This is a genomic window from Pseudomonas sp. 32_A (assembly GCF_017490905.1).
Taxonomy (GTDB): Bacteria; Pseudomonadota; Gammaproteobacteria; order Pseudomonadales; family Pseudomonadaceae; genus Aquipseudomonas; species Aquipseudomonas inefficax.
Genome location: NZ_JAFGYI010000029.1, coordinates 14,317 through 37,086 on the forward strand (window position 1 = coordinate 14,317; position 22,770 = coordinate 37,086).

General features: G+C 63.4%; 20 protein-coding genes. 14 read left to right on the forward strand and 6 right to left on the reverse strand.

Going from position 1 to position 22,770, the window contains the following annotated elements:
* The first annotated feature begins 101 nt into the window (after positions 1-101).
* The 6 genes from J5M58_RS17725 (at position 102) to J5M58_RS17750 (ending at position 6,856) form a co-directional block, all read left to right on the forward strand.
* Positions 102-1,388 (forward strand): ABC transporter substrate-binding protein, encoded by a 1,287-nt coding sequence (locus J5M58_RS17725; RefSeq protein WP_207878926.1) that lies wholly within the window; start codon positions 102-104, stop codon positions 1,386-1,388.
* Positions 1,389-1,586: 198 nt separating this feature from the next.
* Complete coding sequence (locus tag J5M58_RS17730; RefSeq protein WP_112250847.1) at positions 1,587-2,495, forward strand: carbohydrate ABC transporter permease; 909 nt, start codon at positions 1,587-1,589, stop codon at positions 2,493-2,495.
* On the forward strand, positions 2,488-3,333 hold the full coding sequence (locus J5M58_RS17735; RefSeq protein ID WP_112250849.1) for a carbohydrate ABC transporter permease: 846 nt from the start codon (positions 2,488-2,490) through the stop codon (positions 3,331-3,333). Before J5M58_RS17730 ends, J5M58_RS17735 begins: the two co-directional genes overlap by 8 nt.
* A 3-nt stretch (positions 3,334-3,336) precedes the next feature.
* On the forward strand, positions 3,337-4,491 hold the full coding sequence (locus tag J5M58_RS17740) for an ABC transporter ATP-binding protein (RefSeq protein WP_112250851.1): 1,155 nt from the start codon (positions 3,337-3,339) through the stop codon (positions 4,489-4,491).
* 101 nt (positions 4,492-4,592) lie between these two features.
* Positions 4,593-5,885: a carbohydrate porin gene (locus tag J5M58_RS17745; protein WP_243432399.1), complete on the forward strand. Its 1,293-nt coding sequence runs from the start codon at positions 4,593-4,595 to the stop codon at positions 5,883-5,885.
* A 116-nt stretch (positions 5,886-6,001) separates the two neighbouring features.
* Entirely contained in the window at positions 6,002-6,856 is an 855-nt protein-coding gene (locus J5M58_RS17750) for a D-hexose-6-phosphate mutarotase (RefSeq protein ID WP_112250855.1), read from the forward strand.
* Here J5M58_RS17750 and hexR read toward each other — a convergent pair.
* Positions 6,849-7,712 (reverse strand): DNA-binding transcriptional regulator HexR, encoded by an 864-nt coding sequence (gene hexR / locus J5M58_RS17755; protein WP_181457315.1) that lies wholly within the window; start codon positions 7,710-7,712, stop codon positions 6,849-6,851. The two genes, J5M58_RS17750 and hexR, sit on opposite strands and share 8 nt — an antisense overlap.
* A gap of 211 nt (positions 7,713-7,923) precedes the next feature.
* Between hexR and zwf the strand changes: the two genes are divergently transcribed.
* Genes zwf through J5M58_RS17770 form a run of 3 tightly spaced genes read left to right on the forward strand, consistent with a single transcriptional unit; the run spans position 7,924 to position 10,791 of the window.
* Positions 7,924-9,393 (forward strand): glucose-6-phosphate dehydrogenase, encoded by a 1,470-nt coding sequence (zwf, locus tag J5M58_RS17760; RefSeq protein WP_112250859.1) that lies wholly within the window; start codon positions 7,924-7,926, stop codon positions 9,391-9,393.
* Positions 9,380-10,093: a 6-phosphogluconolactonase gene (gene pgl / locus J5M58_RS17765; RefSeq protein ID WP_112250861.1), complete on the forward strand. Its 714-nt coding sequence runs from the start codon at positions 9,380-9,382 to the stop codon at positions 10,091-10,093. Before zwf ends, pgl begins: the two co-directional genes overlap by 14 nt.
* 17 nt (positions 10,094-10,110) lie before the next feature.
* Positions 10,111-10,791 (forward strand): bifunctional 4-hydroxy-2-oxoglutarate aldolase/2-dehydro-3-deoxy-phosphogluconate aldolase, encoded by a 681-nt coding sequence (locus J5M58_RS17770; protein ID WP_112250863.1) that lies wholly within the window; start codon positions 10,111-10,113, stop codon positions 10,789-10,791.
* Positions 10,792-11,029: 238 nt separating this feature from the next.
* On the opposite strand, the gene leuA is transcribed toward J5M58_RS17770, so the two are convergent.
* The 4 genes from leuA to J5M58_RS17790 all read right to left on the reverse strand — a co-directional run bounded on the left by leuA (position 11,030) and on the right by J5M58_RS17790 (position 16,468).
* Complete coding sequence (leuA, locus tag J5M58_RS17775) at positions 11,030-12,703, reverse strand: 2-isopropylmalate synthase (protein ID WP_112250867.1); 1,674 nt, start codon at positions 12,701-12,703, stop codon at positions 11,030-11,032.
* Between the two features lie 424 nt (positions 12,704-13,127).
* Positions 13,128-13,955 carry a M23 family metallopeptidase gene (locus J5M58_RS17780; RefSeq protein ID WP_112250869.1) on the reverse strand — a complete coding sequence of 276 codons (828 nt, stop codon included), beginning with the start codon at positions 13,953-13,955 and terminating at the stop codon, positions 13,128-13,130.
* A gap of 3 nt (positions 13,956-13,958) precedes the next feature.
* Complete coding sequence (gene xseA / locus J5M58_RS17785) at positions 13,959-15,338, reverse strand: exodeoxyribonuclease VII large subunit (RefSeq protein ID WP_112251138.1); 1,380 nt, start codon at positions 15,336-15,338, stop codon at positions 13,959-13,961.
* Between the two features lie 251 nt (positions 15,339-15,589).
* Complete coding sequence (locus J5M58_RS17790) at positions 15,590-16,468, reverse strand: LysR family transcriptional regulator (RefSeq protein ID WP_207878928.1); 879 nt, start codon at positions 16,466-16,468, stop codon at positions 15,590-15,592.
* 97 nt (positions 16,469-16,565) lie between these two features.
* Between J5M58_RS17790 and J5M58_RS17795 the strand changes: the two genes are divergently transcribed.
* From J5M58_RS17795 to guaA, 4 genes are all read left to right on the forward strand, one after another.
* Positions 16,566-17,321, forward strand: a complete 756-nt coding sequence (locus J5M58_RS17795) for a sulfite exporter TauE/SafE family protein (RefSeq protein ID WP_112250873.1) — start codon at positions 16,566-16,568, stop codon at positions 17,319-17,321.
* Positions 17,322-17,372: 51 nt separating this feature from the next.
* Positions 17,373-17,930, forward strand: a complete 558-nt coding sequence (locus tag J5M58_RS17800) for a sugar ABC transporter ATPase (protein ID WP_112250875.1) — start codon at positions 17,373-17,375, stop codon at positions 17,928-17,930.
* A gap of 86 nt (positions 17,931-18,016) precedes the next feature.
* Positions 18,017-19,486, forward strand: a complete 1,470-nt coding sequence (guaB, locus tag J5M58_RS17805; RefSeq protein ID WP_013971138.1) for an IMP dehydrogenase — start codon at positions 18,017-18,019, stop codon at positions 19,484-19,486.
* A gap of 78 nt (positions 19,487-19,564) precedes the next feature.
* On the forward strand, positions 19,565-21,142 hold the full coding sequence (gene guaA / locus J5M58_RS17810; RefSeq protein WP_013971139.1) for a glutamine-hydrolyzing GMP synthase: 1,578 nt from the start codon (positions 19,565-19,567) through the stop codon (positions 21,140-21,142).
* Positions 21,143-21,205: 63 nt separating this feature from the next.
* Here guaA and J5M58_RS17815 read toward each other — a convergent pair whose 3' ends face one another.
* The gene (locus J5M58_RS17815; RefSeq protein ID WP_207878929.1) at positions 21,206-22,150 is read right to left on the reverse strand and encodes an AraC family transcriptional regulator; all 945 of its coding nucleotides are present in this window, start codon (positions 22,148-22,150) and stop codon (positions 21,206-21,208) included.
* 177 nt (positions 22,151-22,327) lie between these two features.
* Between J5M58_RS17815 and J5M58_RS17820 the strand changes: the two genes are divergently transcribed.
* Positions 22,328-22,768: a hypothetical protein gene (locus J5M58_RS17820; protein WP_112250879.1), complete on the forward strand. Its 441-nt coding sequence runs from the start codon at positions 22,328-22,330 to the stop codon at positions 22,766-22,768.
* Positions 22,769-22,770 lie beyond the last annotated feature (2 nt).

Consider the following 22,770-nt stretch of genomic DNA (forward strand, 5'->3'; position numbering starts at 1 on the left):
TCACGCATCGCTTCGTTACCTGGCGAGGCGAGCACGCTGTTTAGACTTCATGCAACGCAAGCGATCGACTTGCACGGCATAACAACAAGAAAGGTGCTTCGATGAATTCCACGCTCCGTCTCGCTGCCGCAATCTCACTGGCCTCCTTGTTCCCGCTGAGTGCCTTGGCTGCCGAACCCAAAGGCAGTGTCGAGGTGGTGCACTGGTGGACCTCCGGTGGTGAAAAAGCGGCGGTCGATGTGCTCAAGGCCCAGGTCGAAAAGGATGGCTTCACCTGGAAGGACGGCGCCGTCGCCGGTGGTGGTGGTGCCACCGCCATGACCGTGCTCAAGAGCCGCGCCGTGGCAGGCAACCCGCCGGGTGTCGCGCAGATCAAGGGCCCGGACATCCAGGACTGGGCGGCTACCGGCCTGCTCGACGCCGATGTGCTCAAGGGCGTGGCCAAGGACGAAAAGTGGGACTCCCTGCTCGACAAGAAGGTCGCAGACACCGTCAAGTACGACGGTGACTATGTCGCCGTGCCGGTAAACATCCACCGCATCAACTGGCTGTGGATCAACCCCGACGTCTTCAAGAAGGCCGGCATCGACAAGGCGCCAGCCACCCTCGACGAATTCTATGCCGCCGCCGACAAGCTCAAGGCTGCCGGCTTCATCCCGCTCGCCCATGGTGGCCAGCCGTGGCAGGACAGCACCGTGTTCGAAAGCGTGGTGTTGGCGGTGATGGGGGCCGATGGCTACAAGAAGGCCCTGGTCGACCTCGACAGCACGGCCCTGACCGGCCCGCAGATGGTCAAGGCGCTGACCGAACTGAAGAAGGTCGCCACCTACATGGACCCGGATGGCAAAGGCCAGGACTGGAACCTGGAAGCGGCCAAGGTCATCAATGGCAAGGCCGGCATGCAGATCATGGGCGATTGGGCCAAGAGCGAATGGACCCTGGCGAAGAAAACCGCCGGCAAGGATTACCAGTGCGTGCCATTCCCCGGCACCGACAAGGCCTTCCTGTACAACATCGACTCACTGGTGGTGTTCAAGCAGAACGACGCCGGCACCTCGGCCGGCCAGCAGGATATTGCCCGCAAGGTGCTGGGCGAGGACTTCCAGAAGGTCTTCAGCACCAACAAGGGGTCGATCCCGGTGCGCAACGACATGCTTGCCGACATGGGCAAGTACGGTTTCGACGCCTGTGCGCAAACCTCTGCCAAGGACTTCCTGGCCGACGCCAAGACCGGCGGCCTGCAGCCGAGCATGGCGCACAACATGGCTACCACGCTGGCCGTGCAGGGCGCGTTCTTCGATGTGGTGACCAACTACATCAACGACCCCAAGGCCGACCCGGCCGATGCGGCGAAGAAACTGGCAGCGGCGATCAAGGCTGCCCAGTAAACGCTGACTCGAAACTGGCGCGGTCTGATGTGGGAGCGGCCTTGTGTCGCGATAGGACCGCGAGGCGGTCCCCAATCCAGGCAGCGCAGTCCTTTCAGAACAGCTTCGTTCCGCAGGCCCCCGGGGCTGCTTCGCAGCCCTTTCGCGACACAAGGCCGCTCCCACAAAAAGCGGGCCGTTGTGCCTTCGAGGTGAACCATGACCACAGCAACCGCCCAACTGCGGGCCTCACCCCTGGACGCGCTACAGCGCTGGCTGCCCAAGCTGGTACTGGCCCCAAGCATGTTCATCGTCCTGGTGGGCTTCTACGGCTACATCCTCTGGACCTTCGTCCTGTCCTTCACCACTTCGACCTTCCTGCCGACCTACAAATGGGCCGGCCTGGCGCAGTACGCCCGGCTGTTCGACAACGACCGCTGGTGGGTGGCAAGCAAGAACCTGCTGCTGTTCGGCGGCCTGTTCATCGTCATCAGCCTGGTCATCGGCGTAGTGCTGGCGGTCTTGCTGGACCAGCGCATTCGTCGCGAAGGTTTCATCCGCACCATCTACCTGTACCCCATGGCGCTGTCGATGATTGTCACCGGCACCGCCTGGAAATGGCTGCTCAACCCCGGCATGGGCCTGGACAAGCTGCTGCGCGACTGGGGCTGGGAGGGCTTTCGCCTGGACTGGCTGATCGATCCCGACCGGGTGGTGTACTGCCTGGTGATCGCTGCCGTGTGGCAGGCCTCGGGCTTCATCATGGCAATGTTCCTCGCCGGCCTGCGTGGCGTCGACCCGTCGATCATCCGCGCCGCGCAGATCGACGGCGCCAGTCTGCCGCGCATCTACTGGCGCGTGGTGCTGCCCAGCCTGCGCCCGGTGTTCTTCAGCTCGCTGATGATTCTTTCGCACATTGCCATCAAGAGCTTCGACCTGGTGGCAGCCATGACGGCCGGCGGCCCAGGCTACTCGTCCGACCTGCCGGCGATGTTCATGTATTCGTTCACCTTCAGCCGCGGTCAGATGGGCATGGGCTCGGCCAGCGCCATCCTCATGCTCGGTGCGATCCTGGCCATCCTCGTGCCTTACCTGTACTCGGAGCTGCGGAGCAAACGCCATGCATAGCCCTCTCGACAAAGTGGTGCCGAGCCCGAGCCGCATCGCCATCCATGCGGTGCTGTTGCTGGCGGTGCTGCTGTACCTGGTGCCACTGGTGGTGATGCTGCTGACCAGCTTCAAGACCCCGGAAGACATCAGCACCGGCAACCTGCTGAGCTGGCCGGCGGCAATTACCGGCATCGGCTGGGTGAAGGCCTGGAGCACGGTCAGCGGTTACTTCTGGAACTCGATCATGATCACCGTGCCAGCGGTGCTGATCTCTACCGCCATTGGCGCACTGAACGGCTATGTGTTGTCGATGTGGCGCTTCCGCGGTTCGCAGCTGTTCTTCGGCCTGCTGCTGTTCGGCTGCTTCCTGCCGTTCCAGACCGTGCTGCTGCCGGCCTCGTTCACCCTCGGCAAGCTCGGCCTGGCCAGCACCACCACTGGCCTGGTACTGGTGCACGTGGTCTACGGCCTGGCCTTCACCACGCTGTTCTTCCGCAACTTCTACGTGAGCATCCCCGATGCGCTGGTCAAGGCTGCGCGCCTGGACGGCGCCGGGTTCTTCACCATCTTTCGCCGCATCATCCTGCCGATGTCCACGCCGATCATCATGGTCTGCCTGATCTGGCAGTTCACCCAGATCTGGAACGATTTCCTGTTCGGCGTGGTGTTCTCCAGCGGCGACTCGCAACCGATAACCGTGGCCCTGAACAACCTGGTCAACACCAGCACCGGGGCCAAGGAATACAACGTCGACATGGCGGCGGCGATGATCGCTGGCCTGCCAACCCTGCTGGTCTACGTGGTGGCAGGCAAATATTTCGTCCGCGGGCTGACTGCTGGCGCGGTAAAGGGGTAAGTCATGGCAACGCTCGAACTTCGCAATGTGAACAAGACCTACGGCAGCGGCTTGCCGGACACCCTCAAGGACATCCAGCTGTCGATCAAGGACGGCGAGTTCCTGATTCTGGTCGGCCCGTCTGGTTGCGGCAAGTCGACCTTGATGAACTGCATCGCCGGGCTGGAGCAGATCACCGGCGGTGCGATTCTCATCGACCAGCAGGACGTCAGCGGCATGAGCCCCAAGGACCGCGACATCGCCATGGTGTTCCAGTCCTACGCGCTGTACCCGACCATGAGCGTACGCGAGAACATCGAGTTCGGCCTGAAGATCCGCAAGCTGCCCCAGGCCGCCATCGACGAGGAAGTGGCGCGGGTGGCCAAGCTGTTGCAGATCGAGCACCTGCTGGCGCGCAAGCCGGCGCAGCTGTCCGGTGGCCAGCAGCAGCGTGTGGCCATGGGCCGGGCGCTGGCACGGCGGCCGAAGATCTACCTGTTCGATGAACCGCTGTCCAACCTCGATGCCAAGCTGCGCGTCGAGATGCGTACCGAAATGAAACTGATGCACCAGCGCCTGAAGACCACCACCGTGTACGTCACCCATGACCAGATCGAGGCCATGACCCTGGGCGACAAGGTGGCGGTGATGAAGGACGGCATCATCCAGCAGTTCGGTACCCCACAGCAGATCTACAACGACCCGGCCAACCAGTTCGTCGCCAGCTTCATCGGTTCGCCGCCGATGAACTTCATCCCGGTGCGCCTGACCAAACAGGATGGCCGCCTGCTGGCGCTGCTCGACAGCGGCCAGGCGCGCTGCGAACTGCCTCTGGGGCTGGGTGCCGACGAACTCGAGGGGCGCGAGATCATTCTGGGAATCCGCCCCGAGCAGATCGCGCTGGGCTCCGGGGAGGGCAACGGCATGCCGGGCATCCGCGCCGAGGTGCAGGTAACCGAGCCCACCGGGCCGGACCTGCTGGTGTTCGTCACCCTCAACCAGACCAAGGTCTGCTGCCGCCTGGCGCCGGATGTGGCGTGCCGGGTCGGCGACAGCCTGAACCTGCAATTCGACCCGGCCCGGGTGTTGCTGTTCGACGCCGCCAGCGGCGAGCGCCTGCACCTGGCCACTACTGCCGCAACCATGAAAGACAACGTGGCGCACTTCAAAGGCCGATAACTCGTCTACACCGTCAATAAGAAAAAAGAGGACGCAAAGGGATGGAACAGCGCAAACGCATCAGGACATTGGGCTCGCTGGCCTTGCTCGCTCCACTGGCGATGGCCGCCGGCAGCGGCGCGCAGGCTGCCGAGGCCTTTTCCAGCGAATCGAAGTGGATGACCGGCGATTGGGGCGGCACCCGCACCGAGCTGCTGGAAAAGGGCTATGACTTCACCCTCGATTATGTCGGTGAGGTTGCCGGCAACCTGCACGGTGGTTACAACGACGACAAGACCGCGCGCTACAGCGACCAGTTCGCCCTCGGCGTGCACCTGGATTTGCAGAAAATCTTCGGCTGGCACGATGCCGAGTTCAAGCTGGCGATCACCGAGCGCAGCGGCCGCAACCTGTCCAACGACCGCATCAGCGACCCGCGCGCCGGGCAGTTCAGCTCGGTGCAGGAAGTGTGGGGCCGCGGCCAGACTTGGCGCCTGACCCAGATGTGGGTCAAGCAGAAGTACTTCGACGGTGCACTGGACGTGAAATTCGGCCGCTTCGGCGAGGGCGAGGACTTCAACAGCTTCCCCTGCGACTTCCAGAACCTGGCCTTCTGCGGCTCGCAGGTGGGCAACTGGGTCGGCGGTATCTGGTACAACTGGCCGGTCAGCCAGTGGGCGCTGCGGGTGAAATACAACATCACCCCGGAATTCTTCGTTCAGGTCGGTGCCTTCGAGCAGAACCCTTCCAACCTGGAAACCGGCAACGGCTTCAAGCTCAGTGGCAGCGGCACCAAAGGCGCTATCCTGCCGGTGGAGGCGGTGTGGTCACCCAAGGTCAACGGCCTGCCGGGCGAATACCGCCTGGGTTACTACTACAGCACGGCCAAGGCCGACGATGTGTTCGATGACGTCAACGGCAACCCGCAGGCGCTCACGGGCGAAGCCTTCAAGTCGCACTCCAGCAAGCATGGCTGGTGGGTAGTGGCACAGCAGCAGGTCACTGCCCATGGCGGCGACGTAAACCGTGGCCTGAGCCTGTTCGCCAACTTCACCGTGCACGACAAGGCCACCAACGTGGTCGATAACTACCAGCAGGTTGGCCTGGTCTACAAAGGCGCCTTCGACGCCCGGCCCAAGGACGATATCGGCTTCGGCGTGGCGCGCATTCATGTGAATGACGATGTGAAGAAGCGCGCCGAACTGCTCAACGCCCAGAGCGGCATCAGCGATTACGACAACCCGGGCTTCGTACCGCTGCAGCGTACCGAGTACAACGCCGAGCTCTACTACGGCTTCCACGTTACCAACTGGCTGACCGTGCGGCCCAACCTGCAATACATCAAGAGCCCGGGCGGGGTGGATGAGGTGGACAACGCGCTGGTCGCAGGTTTGAAGATTCAGTCGTCATTCTGAGAGCAATTGTTGTAAATTTACGCCAATCCACTTCGGTACCCGGCACCCACTGGTCTTCAGTGGTTGTCGGGGATAGGCCGAGACAGCGCTATCTCAAACAACAAGAGCTCTGAACCATGCCCGAACATCCGCTCCATCGCTTCTTCACCTCGCAGCGGCCGCGGCCGACATTCGAGTGGGAGCGTTACCAGCAGCGCGATGTGCTGATCATCGACCATCCCCGTTGCCAGGCGGTGTTCAGCCGTCAGGGTGCGCAATTGCTGCATTTTCAACCGGCGGGTGAACGGCCCTGGCTGTGGTGCGCCGAGCAGTGGCCGCAGGTTGGGGCGATCCGCGGTGGTGTGCCGGTGTGCTGGCCATGGTATGGCCGCCACCCCAGCGAGGACTTGTGGCCGGCCCATGGCTGGGCGCGCCTGCTCGACTGGAAGCTGGTGGGCAGCCGGGAGGACGAAGAGGGCGTAACCCTGAAATGGCGGCTGGACCTGTGCGACTGGCAGGTCGACCTGCACGCCCGGCTGGGTAGCCGCATGGAACTGAGCCTGAGCACCGAGCACCAGGACAGCGAACCCTGCCAGCTGAGCCATGCCCTGCTGGCCTACTGGCGCATCAGTGACGTGTCCGAGATAGCGCTGTCCGGGCTCGAGGATATCGAAGGCTACGACCGCCTGAACCGTCAGGCCTGCCGTGAGGATGGCGCGCTGAAGCTCAAGGGCGGCTGCCAGAAGGTCTACCCCGGCACGCCGCGGGTGCAACTGCAGGACCCGGCCTGGCAGCGCGAGCTATGCATCGATACCGGTGACAGCGACGACACGGTGGTCTGGCACCCGGGCAATCGCCCGCTGATGGGCGTGACCGGGCGTGAATGCCAACGCTTCGTCTGCGTCGAGGCTGCCAGCGGCGGTGGCGAGGGCCTGAGCCTGGCGCCGGGGCAGCGTGCCCACCTGCGCCTGCAGGCGCACCGGCTTAGCTGAGCTCGTCGTCCTCGATCGGGTAGCGGCTGGCGTTGAGGCTTTCCTTGATCTTGCGCAGGTGCGGCTGGAAGTCCACGCCGCGGCGCAGGGTCATGCCGGTGGCCAGCACATCGAGCACGGTCAGCTGGATGATCCGTGAGGTCATCGGCATGTAGATGTCGGTGTCTTCGGGCAGCGGAATGTGCAGGCTCAGGCTGCAGGCATTGGCCAGTGGCGAACCGGCGGCGGTCAGCCCCAGCACCGAGGCGCCGTTCTCTCGGGCCAGGCGGGCCACATCGACCAGTTCGCGGGTACGCCCGGTGTAGGAGATGATCACGAACAGGTCGCCGGTGTGCGCCACCGAGGCCAGCATGCGCTGCATCAGCACGTCGGCGTGCGCCGATACTGCCAGGTTGAAGCGGAAGAACTTGTGCTGGGCATCCAGCGCCACCGGGGCCGAGGCGCCCAGGCCGAAGAAGTGGATCTGCCGGGCCTGGATCATCATGTCCACGGCGCGGCTGACCTGCTGCGGGTCGAGCTGCTGGCAGGCGCTGTCGAGCGAGGCGATGGCACTGGCGAAGATCTTCTGGGTGTAGGCTGCCGGGTCATCGTCGGCCTCCACCGCGCGGCTGACGTAGGCGGCGCCGCTGGCCAGGCTCTGCGCCAGCTGCAGCTTGAGCTCGGGGTAGCCGCTGACGCCGAACGAGCGGCAGAAGCGGTTGACAGTCGGTTCGCTGACCTTGGCCGCCTGGGCCAGCGCAGCGATGCTGAAGCGGGTGGCTTGTTGCGGGTTGAGCAGGATGACTTCGGCGACTTTGCGTTCGGCCTTGTTCAGCTCGTCGAGGCGGCCCTGGATCTGTTCCAGGAGGTTTCGCACGCGGTCCATGGGTGTGTCCTTGGGTCGGGAAGACAGCCGGCTGTGGAAGCAGCAGGCTTTTTGCACGGTCGTCTATCGTACTGTCGGCGCGGTTGGCGTACCACTTGTCTGTAACACTTGCGTGTAATGTTGTGGTTTTTACTACATTATCCCTTGAAAACCGTATGTGAAAGCGGTATTCCTAGACCAACTTTAGGAAAGAACCAACATCATGGCTGCAATCAGTGTCGAACCTTGCACCTTTGCCCTGTTTGGCGCCCTCGGCGATCTGGCATTGCGCAAGCTGTTTCCTGCGCTTTACCAGCTTGACCGGGCCAACTTGTTGCACCCGGAAACCCGCCTGCTGGCGCTGGCCCGCGAGGCAGGTAGTGCGCAGGGCCACCTGGACAGCATCGAAGCGCACCTGCGCCGGCACGTACCCGAGGCCGATATCGAGCCCGCCGCGCTGGGCCGTTTCCTTGCCAGGCTGAGCTACCAGCATCTGGACTTCCTCCAGCCCGAGGGCTACCAGGCCCTGGCCGAGCAGTTGCCTGGCGAGCTGCCGCTGATTGCCTACTTCGCCACCGCTGCGGCGGTGTACGGGGCCATCTGCGAAAACCTCGACAAGGCCGGGCTGGCCGCACGCACCCGTGTGGTGCTGGAGAAGCCCATCGGCCACGACCTGGAGTCGTCGCGCCGGGTAAACGATGCCGTGGCACGGTTCTTCCCGGAGGGCCGGGTCTACCGTATCGACCACTACCTGGGCAAGGAAACGGTGCAGAACCTGATCGCCCTGCGTTTCGCCAACAGCCTGTTCGAAACCCAGTGGAACCAGAATTCCATCTCCCATGTGGAGATCACCGTCGCCGAGAAGGTCGGTATCGAAGGCCGCTGGGGCTACTTCGACAAGGCCGGCCAGCTTCGCGACATGATCCAGAACCACCTGCTGCAGCTGCTGTGCCTGATCGCCATGGACCCGCCCAGCGAACTGTCGGCCGATGCCATCCGTGACGAGAAGGTCAAGGTACTCAAGGCCCTGGCACCGATCACCGGTGAAGGGCTGAGCACCCGTGTGGTGCGCGGCCAGTACATCGCCGGCTACAGCGATGGCAAGCCGGTGCCCGGTTACCTGGAAGAAGACAACGCCAACGCCCAGAGCGACACCGAAACCTTCGTCGCCCTGCGTGCCGACATCCGCAACTGGCGCTGGTCGGGGGTGCCGTTCTACCTGCGTACCGGCAAGCGCATGCCGCAGAAGCTGTCGCAGATCGTCATCCACTTCAAGGAAACCCCGCACTACATCTTCGCCCCGGAACAGCGTTTGCAGATCGGTAACAAGCTGATCATCCGCTTGCAACCGGACGAAGGCATCTCTTTGCGGGTGATGACCAAGGAGCAGGGCCTGGACAAAGGCATGCAACTGCGCAGTGGCCCGTTGCAGCTGAATTTCTCCGATACCTGGCGCAGTGCAAGGATTCCGGATGCCTACGAGCGGCTGTTGCTCGAAGTGATGCGCGGCAACCAGAACCTGTTCGTGCGCAAGGACGAAATCGAGTATGCCTGGAAGTGGTGCGACCAGCTGATCGCCGGCTGGCGTAACGCGGGCGATGCACCCAAGCCATATGCGGCAGGCTCCTGGGGGCCGATGAGCTCGATTGCACTGATCACACGCGATGGGAGGGCGTGGTATGGGGATATCTGAACTGAAACTGCCAGCGGTTGTGAACGTCCATGAACTGGCGGATGCGGCCGCGCTTGCGGCCACCCAGGCCCATGACGTGGCCGAGCGCCTGCGTGCAGCCGTTGCCACCAAGGGTCAGGCCTGCGTGGTGCTGTCGGGCGGTCGCAGCCCGGTACCTTTCCTCGAGAAACTGGCCGGCGAAAGCCTCGACTGGGGCAAAGTCACCGTCAGCCTGGCCGATGAGCGCTGGGTGCCGGTGGAGCACGCCGACAGCAACGCCGGCCTGCTGGCCCGTCACCTGTTCAAGGGTGCAGCGGCCAAGGCCCGCTTCGTTGGCCTGTATCAGCAGGCGGAAAACCTCGATGCCGCTGCGGACAAGGCCGACCAGGCCCTGGCCGAGCTGCCGCCGATCGACGTACTGGTGCTGGGCATGGGGGATGATGGCCATACCGCCTCGCTGTTCCCCGCCAGTCCCAACCTGGAAGCAGGCCTCGACCTGGCCAGCCCGCGCCGCTGCCTGCCTTTGCTGGCACCGAGCGTGCCGCACCAGCGCCTGTCGATGACCCGCTCGCTGCTGGCCACCTCTGCCTTTACCGCGCTGTCCGTACAAGGGCAGGGCAAACTCGCTACCCTGCGCGCCGCGCTGGCTGGCAACGACCTTACCGAAATGCCGATTCGCGCTTTTCTTCACGCCCCCCTGGACATCTACTGGTGCCCATGAGCCAAGGATCCACAGTCATGACCACCCTCGAACGCCCACAGCCCAAGCTCTCGATGGCCGACAAAGCCGCACGGATCGACGCCATTTGCGAAAAGGCGCGCATCCTGCCGGTGATCACCATTGCCCGCGAGGAAGATATCCTGCCGCTGGCTGACGCCCTGGCCGCCGGCGGTATCCGTACCCTGGAAGTGACCTTGCGCTCGCAGCACGGCCTGAAGGCCATCCAGGTGTTGCGCGAGCAGCGCCCGGAGCTTTGTGTCGGTGCCGGCACCGTGCTCGATCGCGGCATGTTCGCCGCGGTTGAAGCTGCGGGTGCGCAATTCGTCGTTACCCCAGGCATCACCCAGGATATTCTCGAAGCCGGTGTGGATAGCGAGATCCCGCTGCTGCCAGGTATCAGCACGCCGTCCGAAATCATGATGGGCTACGCCCTGGGCTACCGCCGCTTCAAGCTGTTCCCGGCGGAGATCAGTGGCGGCGTTGCGGCGATCAAGGCTTTCGGTGGCCCGTTCGGCGATATTCGTTTCTGCCCTACGGGCGGTGTGAACCCGGCCAACGTGCGCAACTACATGGCGCTGCCCAATGTGATGTGTGTGGGTGGCACCTGGATGCTCGACAGCAGCTGGATCAAGAACGGCGATTGGGCGCGGATCGAAGCGTGCAGTGCGGAGGCGATGGCGCTGCTGGACGCCAATTGAATTTGTTGTGTGCTTTACGGCTTATGGGGCGCTTGGTCGGCGCCCCTTTTTTTGCCTGCAGTTCTTGCAGTGCCTGTACCGGCCCTTTCGCGGGTGAACCCGCTCCCACAGGTACTGTACAGTTGCTGAGTGCAGCGCGATCCCTGTGGGAGCGGGTTCACCCGCGAAGAGGCCGGCACAGGCACACAAAAAAGCCCGCATCAAACGATGCGGGCTTCTTCATTAATCACACCAGGGCTCAGGCTGCCTTGGCTTCCTGCTGGCTCAGCGAGCGGTTCAGTGCGCTGAACAGTGCCTTGAAACTGGCCGTGGTGATGTTTTCATCGATGCCCACGCCATGTACCGGGCGGCCACCGGCCACGCGCAGTTCGATGTAGGCCGCCGCCTTGGCATTGGTACCGGCGCCAATCGCATGCTCGTTGTAATCCATGATCTCCACGGCAATCGGCAGGCCGGCCACCAGCGCCTCCAGGGCGCCGTTGCCCTTGCCACGCCAGTGCAGGGTGGTTTCGCCTTCACCGGCGACTTCCACTTCCACGGCACTATGGCCGTTCTCTTCCTGCAGGCGATGGCTGACCAGCGCGTAAGGGGCGTTGGCCTGGAGGTATTCCTTGTGCAACAGGCTGTAGATCTGCTGGGCGGTCATTTCCAGGCCCAGGCGGTCGGTTTCACCCTGTACCACCTGGCTGAATTCGATCTGCATGCGGCGTGGCAGGCTGATGCCGTATTCCTGTTCGAGCAGGTAGGTGATACCGCCTTTGCCCGACTGGCTGTTGACGCGGATCACTGCCTCGTAGCTGCGACCGATGTCGGCCGGGTCGATCGGCAAGTAAGGGACTTCCCACAGCTCGCCTTCCTGCTGCTTGGCGAAGCCCTTGCGGATCGCGTCCTGGTGCGAGCCGGAGAACGCGGTGTGGACCAGGTCGCCCACGTATGGGTGGCGTGGGTGCACCGGCAGCTGGTTGCACTCTTCGACCACCTTGCGCACGCCGTCGATGTCGGAAAAGTCCAGCAGCGGGTCGATGCCCTGGGTGTAGAGGTTCAATGCCAGGGTCACCAGGTCGACGTTACCGGTACGCTCGCCGTTGCCGAACAGGCAGCCTTCGGCGCGATCGGCACCGGCCATGAGGCCCAGCTCGGTGGCGGCAATGCCAGTGCCACGGTCGTTGTGGCAGTGCAGGCTGATGATTACGCTGTCGCGACGGCTGACATTACGGCAGAACCACTCGATCTGGTCGGCGTAGATGTTCGGCGTGGACACTTCCACGGTGGCCGGCAGGTTGAGGATGATCTTGTGCTCAGGCGTCGGGTTCCACACCTCGATCACCGCGTCGCAGACTTCCTTGGCGAACTCCATCTCGGTGGCGCTGAAGGTTTCCGGCGAGTACTGGAAGGTCCACTGGGTTTCCGGCTGCTGGGCGGCGTACTTGACGAACAGCTTGGCTGCGTTCACCGCAATGTCCTTCACGCCTTGCTTGTCCTGGTTGAAGACGATGCGGCGGAACGACGGGCTGGTGGCGTTGTACAGGTGGACGATGGCCTTTTTCGCCCCGCGCAGCGATTCGAAGGTGCGGGCGATGAGGTCTTCACGGGCCTGGGTGAGCACCTGGATGGTAGTGTCGTCCGGGATGTGGCCGTCTTCGATCAGCATGCGCACGAAGTCGAAATCGGTCTGCGAGGCGGACGGGAACGAGGCTTCGATTTCCTTCACGCCAACCTGCACCAGGGTCTTCCAGAAACGCAGCTTCTTCTCCGAATCCATTGGCTCGATCAGCGACTGGTTGCCATCACGCAGGTCGGAACTACACCAGATTGGTGCGGCAGTGATGGTCTTCGACGGCCAGGTACGGTCAGGCAGGTCGATGGTCGGGAAAGCGCGGTATTTCTTCGAAGGGTCTTTGAGCATGGTCATGGAAGCAATCCTTTTGTGTGCGGCCGAGATCGGGCCTGCCGGGCGATAACGAGATGTAAAGGCGAGGCGACGCGATTCAGCCTGGTAGTCGGGCGCTGACCAGGCAGAGGCTGCGATGTTGTCGGAGCAGGATGAGGGTGCTGAAGGTTTTCATGCTTTCAACCCTAACCAGTGGGGTGGGGGATGGCAAGCGTTCAGAAAAAATTGAGAGGAATGCTTAAAAAATACCAATAGGCGAGATTTTATGGCTTTATTTTACTGAGTGCTTCTTTATTTTTGCGCGGTATTTTTCGATGGCGCAACACAGTTGAACTGATGTCGACTGTGCTGGCCCTTTCGCGGGTAAACCCGCTCCCACAGGTGCAGCGCTATCCCTGTGGGAGCGGGTTTACCCGCGAAAGGGCCAGTACTGCCAACTCAGATCTCAGGGCTGGAACGCCCCAATGAATATCGCCGGATCCACCCGCGCATCATTCAGGCTGACGTTCCAGTGCATGTGCGGCCCGGTAGCCCGCCCGGTCGAGCCCACACGCCCGACCACTTCGCCCCGGCGCAGCTGCTGCCCAACCTGCACATCGATCTTCGACATATGGCAGAACATGCTGATGAAGCCCTGTCCGTGGTCGACGAACACCGTGCGGCCATTGAAGAAGTAATCGCCCACCAGGATCACCTTGCCATTGGCCGGGGTCTTGATTGGCGTGCCTGCCGGCACCGCGAAATCCAGCCCGGCATGCGGGTTGCGTTCTTCGCCATTGAAGAAGCGGCGCACGCCGAACTTGCTCGACAGCGGGCCGCTTACCGGCTTGTCGAGGATCAGGTTGCTGGGCAGGGTGGGGCTGAAGCTGCGGTAAGCCTTTATCTGCTCGGCCAGCTCACGGTCGATGCGCTTGAGGTCGGCCGGGTTCGGGTTGACCTGGCGGGTGTTCTTCAGGGTGATGCGCTGCTCGGGGTACTTTTTACTACCTACGCTGAAAGGCAGGGTACGGCCGCCCTGGCTCAGCACCGCAGTGCCGGGCTTTTGGGTCAACGGGATGCCGACGATGGCCAGCCAGTTGTCCTGCTCCTTCACCACCAGCACCGGTTTGCCGTCGAAGCGGGCGCTGGGCGCGCTGGCTGCGGGGCCAAGGTCGACCACCGCCACGCCGCCGGGTACCGGCTTGTTCAGCGTGCGGGTGATGTAGCTGGCCTGGGCGCCACCGGTCAGCAGCAGGAGGGAAAGGGCAAGCAGGGGCGCGAGCAGGCGGGGCATGTGTCAGTCCAGAAGTGAGAGGGTGACCGGGGTCAGGTGGTTGTCTTCGACTCGCACCAAAAGCTCGCCTTCGTTCAGGCGGGCGGTCAGGCGCTGGCCGTTGCGGGTCTGTTCGGCGCTGCGGATGGCCTGGCCCTGTTCGTCCAGCAGAATGCTGTAGCCGCGGGCGAGGGTGGCCAGCGGGCTGACCACCTGCAGCGTCTGCAACTGGGCCTGGAAGCGCTGGCGGCGGTCCTTCAGCACTTCGCGCATCGCCCGTGGCAGGCGCTCGGCCAGGCTGTCCAGGCGTTGGCCCAGCAGTTTCAGGGTGCGCCCCGGGTGCTGCGCGGCCAGGCGGGTGTCCAGGCGTGCCAGCAGCTGATGGCGCTGGTTGAGGTTGAGCATGAATGCACGGCGCAGGCGCATGTCCAGGTCGTCCAGACGCTGGGCCTGCTGGCGCAGGCGCTCGCCCGGGTGGCGCAGGCGTCGGGTCAGCGACTCCAGGCGCAGGCGGTCGTGGGTAAGGCGGTTCTGCATGCGCAGCAACAGGCGCCGTTGCAGGCCATCCAGCCGTTGCTGCAGGCCACTGTTGTCGGGGGCCAGCAGTTCGGCTGCGGCAGAGGGTGTGGGGGCGCGCATGTCGGCGACGAAGTCGCTGATCGATACATCGGTCTCATGGCCTACAGCGCTGACAATCGGCGTGACACAGGCAGCCACGGCCCGCGCCACGGCTTCTTCGTTGAAGCACCACAAGTCCTCCAGCGAGCCGCCGCCCCGGGCCAGGATCAGCGCATCGAACCCGAGGCTGTCGGCCAGGCGGATGGCGCGCACGATCTGGGCGATGGCTTCGCGGCCCTGTACTGCGGTGGGGATCAGGTTCAGTTCCACCTGCGGGGCACGGCGACCGAACACACTGATGATGTCGCGGATCACCGCGCCAGTGGGCGAGGTGATGATGCCGATGCGCTGCGGGTGGGCCGGCAGCGGCCGCTTGCGTTCGGCGCTGAACAGCCCCTCGGCACCCAGCTTCTCTTTCAGTGCCTCGAAGGCCAGGCGCAGGGCGCCGTCGCCGGCCGGCTCGACAGTGTCGAGAATCAGCTGGTAATCGCCACGCCCCTCGAACAGCGAAACCTTGCCGCGTACCCGCACCGCCAGGCCGTCGCGCAGGGCCTGGCGCACCCGCGTGGCGTTCTGCCGGAACAGCGCGCAGCGCACCTGCGCGCCGCTGTCCTTCAGGGTGAAGTACATGTGGCCGGACGCAGGGCGGGCGAGGTTGGATATCTCGCCTTCCACCCACACGCTGCGGAACACGTCTTCCAGCAGCACACGGGCGCGGCCGTTGAGTTGGCTGACGGTAAGGACCTCGCGGTCCAGGCCGAGTCGTTCGAAAGGGTCTCTGATCATGGCGGGCATCATAAAGGACATCGGCCCCGGTTGTCTGTCCTGGCCCTGTCGCCGGCCCAGCCCTTTGGGCTGCGCTGTCGCGTAGATAACTGAAAGTGCAAGCAATCCGCATACCCTGTGGGGGCGGCTTTAGCCGCGAAGAATCCAACGCGGTGCATGGCACCGGCTGCGCCGGTGTTCGCGGCTAAAGCCGCTCCCACAGGGCCCCTGCCAATTCAATGAGTTATGTGCAGTTCTATGGGGCCGGCCCTTCAGGCCTGCATCGCCGTCACGAACTGGCGCACCATCGAACCTGCATCCCGCCTGCAAGCCATCGCCACAGTACTCTCACACCCTCCCTCCAGCGCCACGAAGCTGACTGAGGCAGGCGCAATTTCACGCATGCATTCCGGCAACAACGCCACCCCAAACCCCGCCTGAATCAGCTGCAACTGGGTGGTCTTGCGCGACAGCACCTGCGCCGCGCGCGGGAAAAAGCCCGCCTCCATGCACATCGAGGCCGACAGGTAGCTCAGCCCACCACGGTCCCGGTGCGGAATGGAAATGAAGCGCTCCTCGCGCAACTGCTCAAGCCTCACCTGTGCCGCACCAGCCAGTGGATGCCCGTCGGCAACCGCCAGCAGCAGTGGCTCGCTGAACAGTTCATGCAGCAGCACCCCTTCATGCTGTCGCAACACAGGCAAACGCAGCAGGCCGATATCCAGGCGTCCATCAGCAATATCCTCCAGTTGCGCCTCCGACGACTGCTGGGCAATTTCCAGTGAAACCCCTGGGTTGTCGCGCAAGTAGCCGCCCAGGCGAGCCAGCAGCGGGCCGGTCAGCGGTACGGTACTGGAGTGGTTCAGGCGCAGGCTGCCCTGCAGCCCTTCACCAATGTCGCGGGTCACCCGCTCGGCCTGCGCCAGGTCGGCCAGCAAGCGCCGTGCCCGTTCCAGCAAAGCCTGGCCGGCCAGGGTCAGGCGTGGCAGACGCGCGGTGCGCTCGAACAGTGGCGTACCCAGTTGCTGCTCCAACTCCTTGATCTGTCGGCTCAGCGCCGACTGGGCGATGTACAGCCGCTCGGCGGCAGCGCTGAAGCTGCCGCATTCGGCGATTTCCACGAAGTAACGCAACTGGCGAATCGACGTCATGTCATGCCTTTTCGAGATGGGTGTGGCGATAAAGGCATATTAGTCGGCATGGCTCGTGGCTGGCTAACCTTTGCCTGTCTTCCGAGGAATCGTTGCCATGCTCGCCCAACTATCGTTTTCCGGCCTTGACTGGCTACCCATCCTGCTTGGTGTCGGCGTTGCCTACATCGTCTTCGGTATCGCCGGCTTCGGCACCGCGCTGGTGGCCGGCCCAGTGCTGATCCACTTCATGCCGCTGTCGCGGATCATTCCGCTGCTGGTGCTGCTGGACTTCGTCGCAGCCTTCGGCAACCTGTTGCCCTCGCGCCGCGATGTCGTGCGCAGCGAACTGCTGCGGCTACTGCCGTTCATGGCCATTGGCTGCACGCTGGGTGTGGTATTCCTGCTGCAGCTGAAGTCCGACCTGTTGCTGCTGCTGATGGGCCTGTTCGTCACGGCCTATGCCGTGTACGGGCTAGCGGTGAAGGTGCGGCCGGCCAGCCTGTCCGGTTTCTGGGCAATGCCCATGGGTACGGCAGGCGGGCTGTTCGGTGCCTTGTTCGGCAGCGGCGGCTTCCTTTATGCGCTGTACCTGAGTGCCCGGCTGGAGGCCAAGGAGCAGGTACGCGCCACCCAGAGCGCGCTGATCAGTTGCAGTACCGTGGTGCGTCTGACGCTGTTCCTGATCGCTGGCGTGTATGCCGACCCAAGCCTGCTGCTGCTCGCCGCCTGCCTGTTGCCGGTCATGCTTGTCGGCCTCTGGGCGGGGCGCAGGCTTACCCATCGGCTGTCCCGCGAAGCCTTCGTGCGCCTGGTCACGTGGCTGGTGCTGGCCAGCGGCCTGGCGTTGATCGGTCGCTATCTCAGCGCCTGAGCAGGCGGTAGAATTGCGCCATTACCGCAGTTTTTCAGGCTTGTCCCGTTCATGAACACCCAGAGCATCATCGTTCCCAAGCTGTCTACCGTCCCGGTGCACGAAGCCCGTGCCCGCGCCATCCTGCGCTGGCTGGTGCGCGAGAAAGTGGTCGAGGAACAGCTGACCACCTGTGGCCGCACCGGCAACCGCATGGGCCATGCCCTGGCCGAAGGGGCCCGCAAAGTGGCCCTGCACCCGCAAAAACTGCCCTTCGGCGAGCAAGTCAACGGCCTGGAGGTGATGCTCAAACGCTGCATCTATACCCCTACCGAAGGTTTCCTCGAAGAGGCCGGTTGCCCCGAGTGCCGGCGCGAGGTGGGCGAGCCGCTGTTCGAAAGCCTGGAAGAATGGATGCCGGCGGTGAGCGACAACTTCACCTGCCCGTTGTGCGGGTTCGAAGATGACATCAATGGCTTCATTTACCTGCAGCCATGTGCCTTTTCCAACCTGGGGTTCATCTTCAACAACTGGGGCGAGGCCGGGTTTACCCAGGCCTTTCTCGACAGCTTCGCCGACTGGCTCGACCAGCCGGTGGCCGTGGTACAGGTAAAACTGCCACAAGGCTGACCGAAGGCCCTTATTTTGCATTGAGCGGCGCGCCGTGCATGAGTATAATGGCGCGCTTCCATTTTTCCCGCCCGGGAGCCCCCGCGATGCTGCGTATCAGCCAAGAAGCCCTGACCTTCGACGATATCCTCCTTGTACCTGGCTATTCCGAGGTACTGCCCAATGAAGTCAGTCTCAAGACCCGTTTGACCCGCGGCATCGAGCTGAACATTCCGCTGGTTTCCGCTGCCATGGATACCGTGACCGAAGCGCGCCTGGCCATTGCCATGGCCCAGGAAGGCGGCATCGGCATCATCCACAAGAACATGACCATCGAACAGCAGGCCAGCGAAGTGCGCAAGGTCAAGAAGTTCGAGGCTGGCGTGGTCAAGGACCCGATCACCATCGACGCCGACGCCACCGTGCGCGACCTGTTCGACCTGACCCGCCTGAACAACATCTCCGGTGTACCGGTGCTGGCGAACGGCGACCTGGTCGGCATCGTCACTTCTCGTGACGTGCGCTTCGAAAGCCGCCTGGATGCCAAGGTCCGCGACGTGATGACCCCGAAAGAGCGTCTGGTCACCGTCCGCGAAGGCGCCGACAAGAACGAAGTCCGCGAGCTGCTGCACAAGCACCGCCTGGAAAAAGTCCTGATCGTCGACGACAAGTTCAACCTCAAGGGCATGATGACCGTCAAGGACATCGAAAAGGCCAAGGCCTACCCGCTGGCCAGCAAGGACGACCAGGGTCGTCTGCGCGTCGGCGCCGCGGTCGGCACCGGCAAGGACACCGGCGAGCGCGTTGCCGCCCTGGTGGCTGCTGGTGTTGACGTGGTTGTGGTCGACACCGCCCACGGTCACTCCAAAGGTGTGATCGACCGCGTTCGCTGGGTCAAGGAAACCTACCCGCAAGTGCAGGTGATCGGCGGCAACATCGCCACCGGCGCTGCCGCCAAGGCGCTGGCCGAAGCTGGCGCTGACGCGGTCAAGGTCGGTATCGGCCCAGGCTCGATCTGCACCACCCGTATCGTTGCCGGTGTCGGCGTGCCGCAAATCAGCGCCATCGCCAACGTTGCCGCTGCGCTGGAAGGCACTGGCGTGCCGCTGATCGCCGACGGCGGCATCCGCTTCTCGGGTGACCTGTCCAAGGCCATCGTCGCCGGTGCTTCCTGCGTGATGATGGGTTCTATGTTCGCCGGTACCGAAGAGGCACCGGGTGAAGTCGAACTGTTCCAGGGCCGTTCCTACAAGGCCTACCGTGGCATGGGCTCGCTGGGTGCCATGGCACAGGCGCAAGGCTCGTCTGACCGCTACTTCCAGGACTCCTCGGCCGGTGCCGAGAAGCTGGTACCGGAAGGCATCGAAGGCCGTGTTCCCTACAAGGGCGCGCTGGCCGCGATCATCCACCAGCTGATGGGCGGCCTGCGTTCGTCCATGGGCTACACCGGCAGCGCAACCATCGAAGAGATGCGCACCAAGCCGGAATTCGTGCGCATCACCGGTGCCGGCATGGCCGAGTCCCACGTGCATGACGTGCAGATCACCAAAGAAGCCCCTAACTACCGCGTAGGCTGAGGCTTCTGGCAATTCAAGCATGCGGGGCTGTCGTGACAGCCCCGCGTCGTTTCCGATTTCCACTGACGAGATTGAGTCATGGCCCTCGACATTCACGCTCACCGCATCCTGATCCTCGATTTCGGTTCCCAGTACACCCAGCTGATCGCCCGCCGCGTGCGCGAAATCGGCGTGTACTGCGAGCTGCATCCATTCGACATGGACGATGAAGCGATCCGCGAATTCAACCCGCGCGGCATCATCCTCGCCGGCGGCCCCGAGTCGGTCCACGAAGCCAACAGCCCGCGCGCCCCGCAGGCGGTGTTCGACCTGAACGTACCAGTGCTGGGCATCTGCTACGGCATGCAGACCATGGCCGAGCAGATGGGCGGCAAGGTCGAAGGTTCCGACCTGCGTGAATTCGGTTATGCCCGTGTGGACGTGGTCGGCAAGAGCCGCCTGCTCGACGGCATCGAAGACCACATCGACGCTGACGGCGTACTGGGCCTGGACGTGTGGATGAGCCACGGCGACAAGGTCACCCAGATGCCGGGCAACTTCCACGTGCTGGCCAGCACCCCGAGCTGCCCGATCGCCGGCATGTTCGACGACGCGCGCGGCTACTACGGCGTGCAGTTCCACCCGGAAGTGACCCACACCAAGCAGGGCGGTCGCATCCTGTCCCGCTTCGTGCAGGACATCTGCGGCTGTGAAGCCCTGTGGACTCCGTCCAACATCGTCGAAGACGCCATTGCCCAGGTGCGTGAGCAGGTCGGTTCGGCCAACGTCCTGCTGGGCCTGTCCGGCGGCGTCGACAGCTCGGTTGTTGCCGCGCTGCTGCACCGCGCCATCGGCGACCAGCTGACCTGCGTATTTGTCGACAACGGCCTGCTGCGCCTGCACGAAGGCGACCAGGTGATGGCCATGTTCAAGGAGAACATGGGCGTCAAGGTCATCCGCGCCGACGCCGAGAAGCAGTTCCTCGACAACCTGGCCGGCGAAGCCGACCCGGAGAAGAAGCGCAAGATCATCGGCCGCACCTTCATCGACGTGTTCGATGCCGAAGCCAGCAAGCTGGAAAACATCCAGTTCCTCGCCCAAGGCACCATCTACCCGGACGTGATCGAGTCGGCTGGCGCCAAGAGCGGCAAGGCCCACGTGATCAAGTCGCACCACAACGTCGGTGGCCTGCCGGAGGAAATGAACCTCAAGCTGGTCGAGCCGCTGCGTGAGCTGTTCAAGGACGAAGTACGCAAGATCGGCCTGGAGCTGGGCCTGCCGTACGACATGGTCTACCGCCACCCATTCCCGGGCCCGGGCCTGGGCGTGCGCATCCTCGGTGAAGTGAAGAAGGAATACGCCGACATCCTGCGTCGCGCCGACCACATCTTCATCGAAGAGCTGCGCAAGGCCGACTGGTACCACAAGACCAGCCAGGCATTCGTGGTGTTCCAGCCGGTCAAGTCGGTCGGCGTCGTTGGCGATGGCCGTCGCTACGCCTGGGTCGTGGCCCTGCGCGCCGTCGAGACCGTGGACTTCATGACCGCACGTTGGGCGCACCTGCCGTACGAGCTGCTGGAAACCGTCAGCGGCCGTATCATCAACGAAATCGACGGTATCTCGCGCGTTACCTACGACGTGTCGAGCAAGCCGCCGGCGACCATCGAGTGGGAATGATCCCACCTCGCGGTTGATGAAACGGGCCTGCATTGCAGGCCCGTTTTTTTATCCGGTAAAACCCTATTCAGCCCCGGGAGAACGCCCGAAATACGCCTTGTAGGCATGGCAGAAATTGGCAGGGTTGGCGTAGCCGACCTGATAGGCAACCTGCGAAACCTGCCAGCGACGTTCCAGCAGCAGGGCGCGGGCCAGTTCCATTCTCTGTTGCCGCACATACTGCAGGAGCGACCGGCCGTACTCATGGCTGAATGCGCGGCGCAAGGTGGTCTCGCTCACCCCCAGTTGGCGAGCAAGGCTTGCAGCAGTGGGCGGGGCATTCAGGTTTGCATCAAGCTGGCGACGCGTTTCAATGGCCAAATCGCGGTGCCCCCGGTCCTGGGGCTTTTCGGCCGGCCTGTGGCCGATCAGGTGGCTGGCCAGCTCCAGCACGATGGCCAGGCTCAGGCTTTCGCAATGCAGGCGCCTGAGTGCGCCCGTGTAGGGCGATAGATACAGCTGCTGGAACAGGCGGCTTATTGTTGGCCACTGCGGCAACTGGTCGAAGCGCATGCCATCGGCGGCAAGGGCCAGCAGCGGCATCAGTTGCGCATCGTCCCGGGCCAGCTCGTGCAGGTAATCGCCGGCAATACGCACCCCGGCCATGCGGGCGTGGCTGTTGGCGGGCAATTGGTCCTGCGCCTCCAGGCTTTCACCGAGGCCCAGCATGTGCAACTGACCAGGGGCATAACTGTTGAGCTTTCCGTCCACCGTGTGCTGCCACGCCCCGTCGAACACCTGCACGATGCACAGGCTTTGCTGCAGCACCTTGTCGATCCTCAGCGGCTCCGGAAATTGCAGGTTGCAATCGAAGTACTGCAACCCGCCGTGTACCGTCTGCGCCCGATAGTGGCCGGTCGCGCTACCCATCACTCGTGCGCTGCTTGCGTCCAGTACGCCGGCCTCGGCGAGTGACCCGGGGCTATCGAATGAAAAAGCGGTATCGAGGTAGGGGCTGATAGATCGCATGGGCGCTAGGCATCCTTGGCAGCGGGCGGCATGGCCGGAAATGGTAACGCGTGCACATTTTCAGCGACAGCCATTGTGCGCAGGGCGCTGTCTGTTGTGCGAACCGGTCAACGGGGTTGGCAGTGCGGGCCAGGCTTATTTCAATGGGCGTTTGTTCCGCTTCAGGATGGAAAACACATGCTCGCTTATCGTAAATGGACTGCCCTGCTGGTGGCTGCGCTCAGCCTGTGGCTGGGCCAGGTTCACGCTGAACAACGGCCGGAGGTGGCCGACCAGGTAGTTGCCTACATGGGCACGCAAGGGGCCAAGGTGTGGACGCTGCGCATCGGTGAACGCGCCGCAAACGAAGCGCTGGTGCAGATCGAAGGCGTCGATCACGACTGGAACATGCGCATCCAGAAAATGCAGGTGGAGAAAACCAGCCGGGATACCCGTTACTCCACCACCGTGGATGGCAAGAAATACGTGGTGCTGATCATCCAGGGCAGTTGGGGTGGCGAACTGTATCTGCCGGGTGAGGTGCAGCCACTGCAGGTCGGCTATTCGGAAGGGCTGTCGCATCAGGGTAATGCCCAGGCATTCCTCACCGATTACCTGGCGACGCAGGAGGCGCAATAACC

Coding starts and splice junctions, on each gene's coding strand:
- J5M58_RS17725 (WP_207878926.1), top strand. CDS start 102: ATGAATTCCACGCTCCGTCTCGCTGCCGCAATCTCACTGGCCTCCTTG.
- J5M58_RS17730 (WP_112250847.1), top strand. CDS start 1,587: ATGACCACAGCAACCGCCCAACTGCGGGCCTCACCCCTGGACGCGCTA.
- J5M58_RS17735 (WP_112250849.1), top strand. CDS start 2,488: ATGCATAGCCCTCTCGACAAAGTGGTGCCGAGCCCGAGCCGCATCGCC.
- J5M58_RS17740 (WP_112250851.1), top strand. CDS start 3,337: ATGGCAACGCTCGAACTTCGCAATGTGAACAAGACCTACGGCAGCGGC.
- J5M58_RS17745 (WP_243432399.1), top strand. CDS start 4,593: ATGGCCGCCGGCAGCGGCGCGCAGGCTGCCGAGGCCTTTTCCAGCGAA.
- J5M58_RS17750 (WP_112250855.1), top strand. CDS start 6,002: ATGCCCGAACATCCGCTCCATCGCTTCTTCACCTCGCAGCGGCCGCGG.
- zwf (WP_112250859.1), top strand. CDS start 7,924: ATGGCTGCAATCAGTGTCGAACCTTGCACCTTTGCCCTGTTTGGCGCC.
- pgl (WP_112250861.1), top strand. CDS start 9,380: ATGGGGATATCTGAACTGAAACTGCCAGCGGTTGTGAACGTCCATGAA.
- J5M58_RS17770 (WP_112250863.1), top strand. CDS start 10,111: ATGACCACCCTCGAACGCCCACAGCCCAAGCTCTCGATGGCCGACAAA.
- leuA (WP_112250867.1), bottom strand. CDS start 12,703: ATGACCATGCTCAAAGACCCTTCGAAGAAATACCGCGCTTTCCCGACC.
- J5M58_RS17780 (WP_112250869.1), bottom strand. CDS start 13,955: ATGCCCCGCCTGCTCGCGCCCCTGCTTGCCCTTTCCCTCCTGCTGCTG.
- xseA (WP_112251138.1), bottom strand. CDS start 15,338: ATGATCAGAGACCCTTTCGAACGACTCGGCCTGGACCGCGAGGTCCTT.
- J5M58_RS17790 (WP_207878928.1), bottom strand. CDS start 16,468: ATGACGTCGATTCGCCAGTTGCGTTACTTCGTGGAAATCGCCGAATGC.
- J5M58_RS17795 (WP_112250873.1), top strand. CDS start 16,566: ATGCTCGCCCAACTATCGTTTTCCGGCCTTGACTGGCTACCCATCCTG.
- J5M58_RS17800 (WP_112250875.1), top strand. CDS start 17,373: ATGAACACCCAGAGCATCATCGTTCCCAAGCTGTCTACCGTCCCGGTG.
- guaB (WP_013971138.1), top strand. CDS start 18,017: ATGCTGCGTATCAGCCAAGAAGCCCTGACCTTCGACGATATCCTCCTT.
- guaA (WP_013971139.1), top strand. CDS start 19,565: ATGGCCCTCGACATTCACGCTCACCGCATCCTGATCCTCGATTTCGGT.
- J5M58_RS17815 (WP_207878929.1), bottom strand. CDS start 22,150: ATGCGATCTATCAGCCCCTACCTCGATACCGCTTTTTCATTCGATAGC.
- J5M58_RS17820 (WP_112250879.1), top strand. CDS start 22,328: ATGCTCGCTTATCGTAAATGGACTGCCCTGCTGGTGGCTGCGCTCAGC.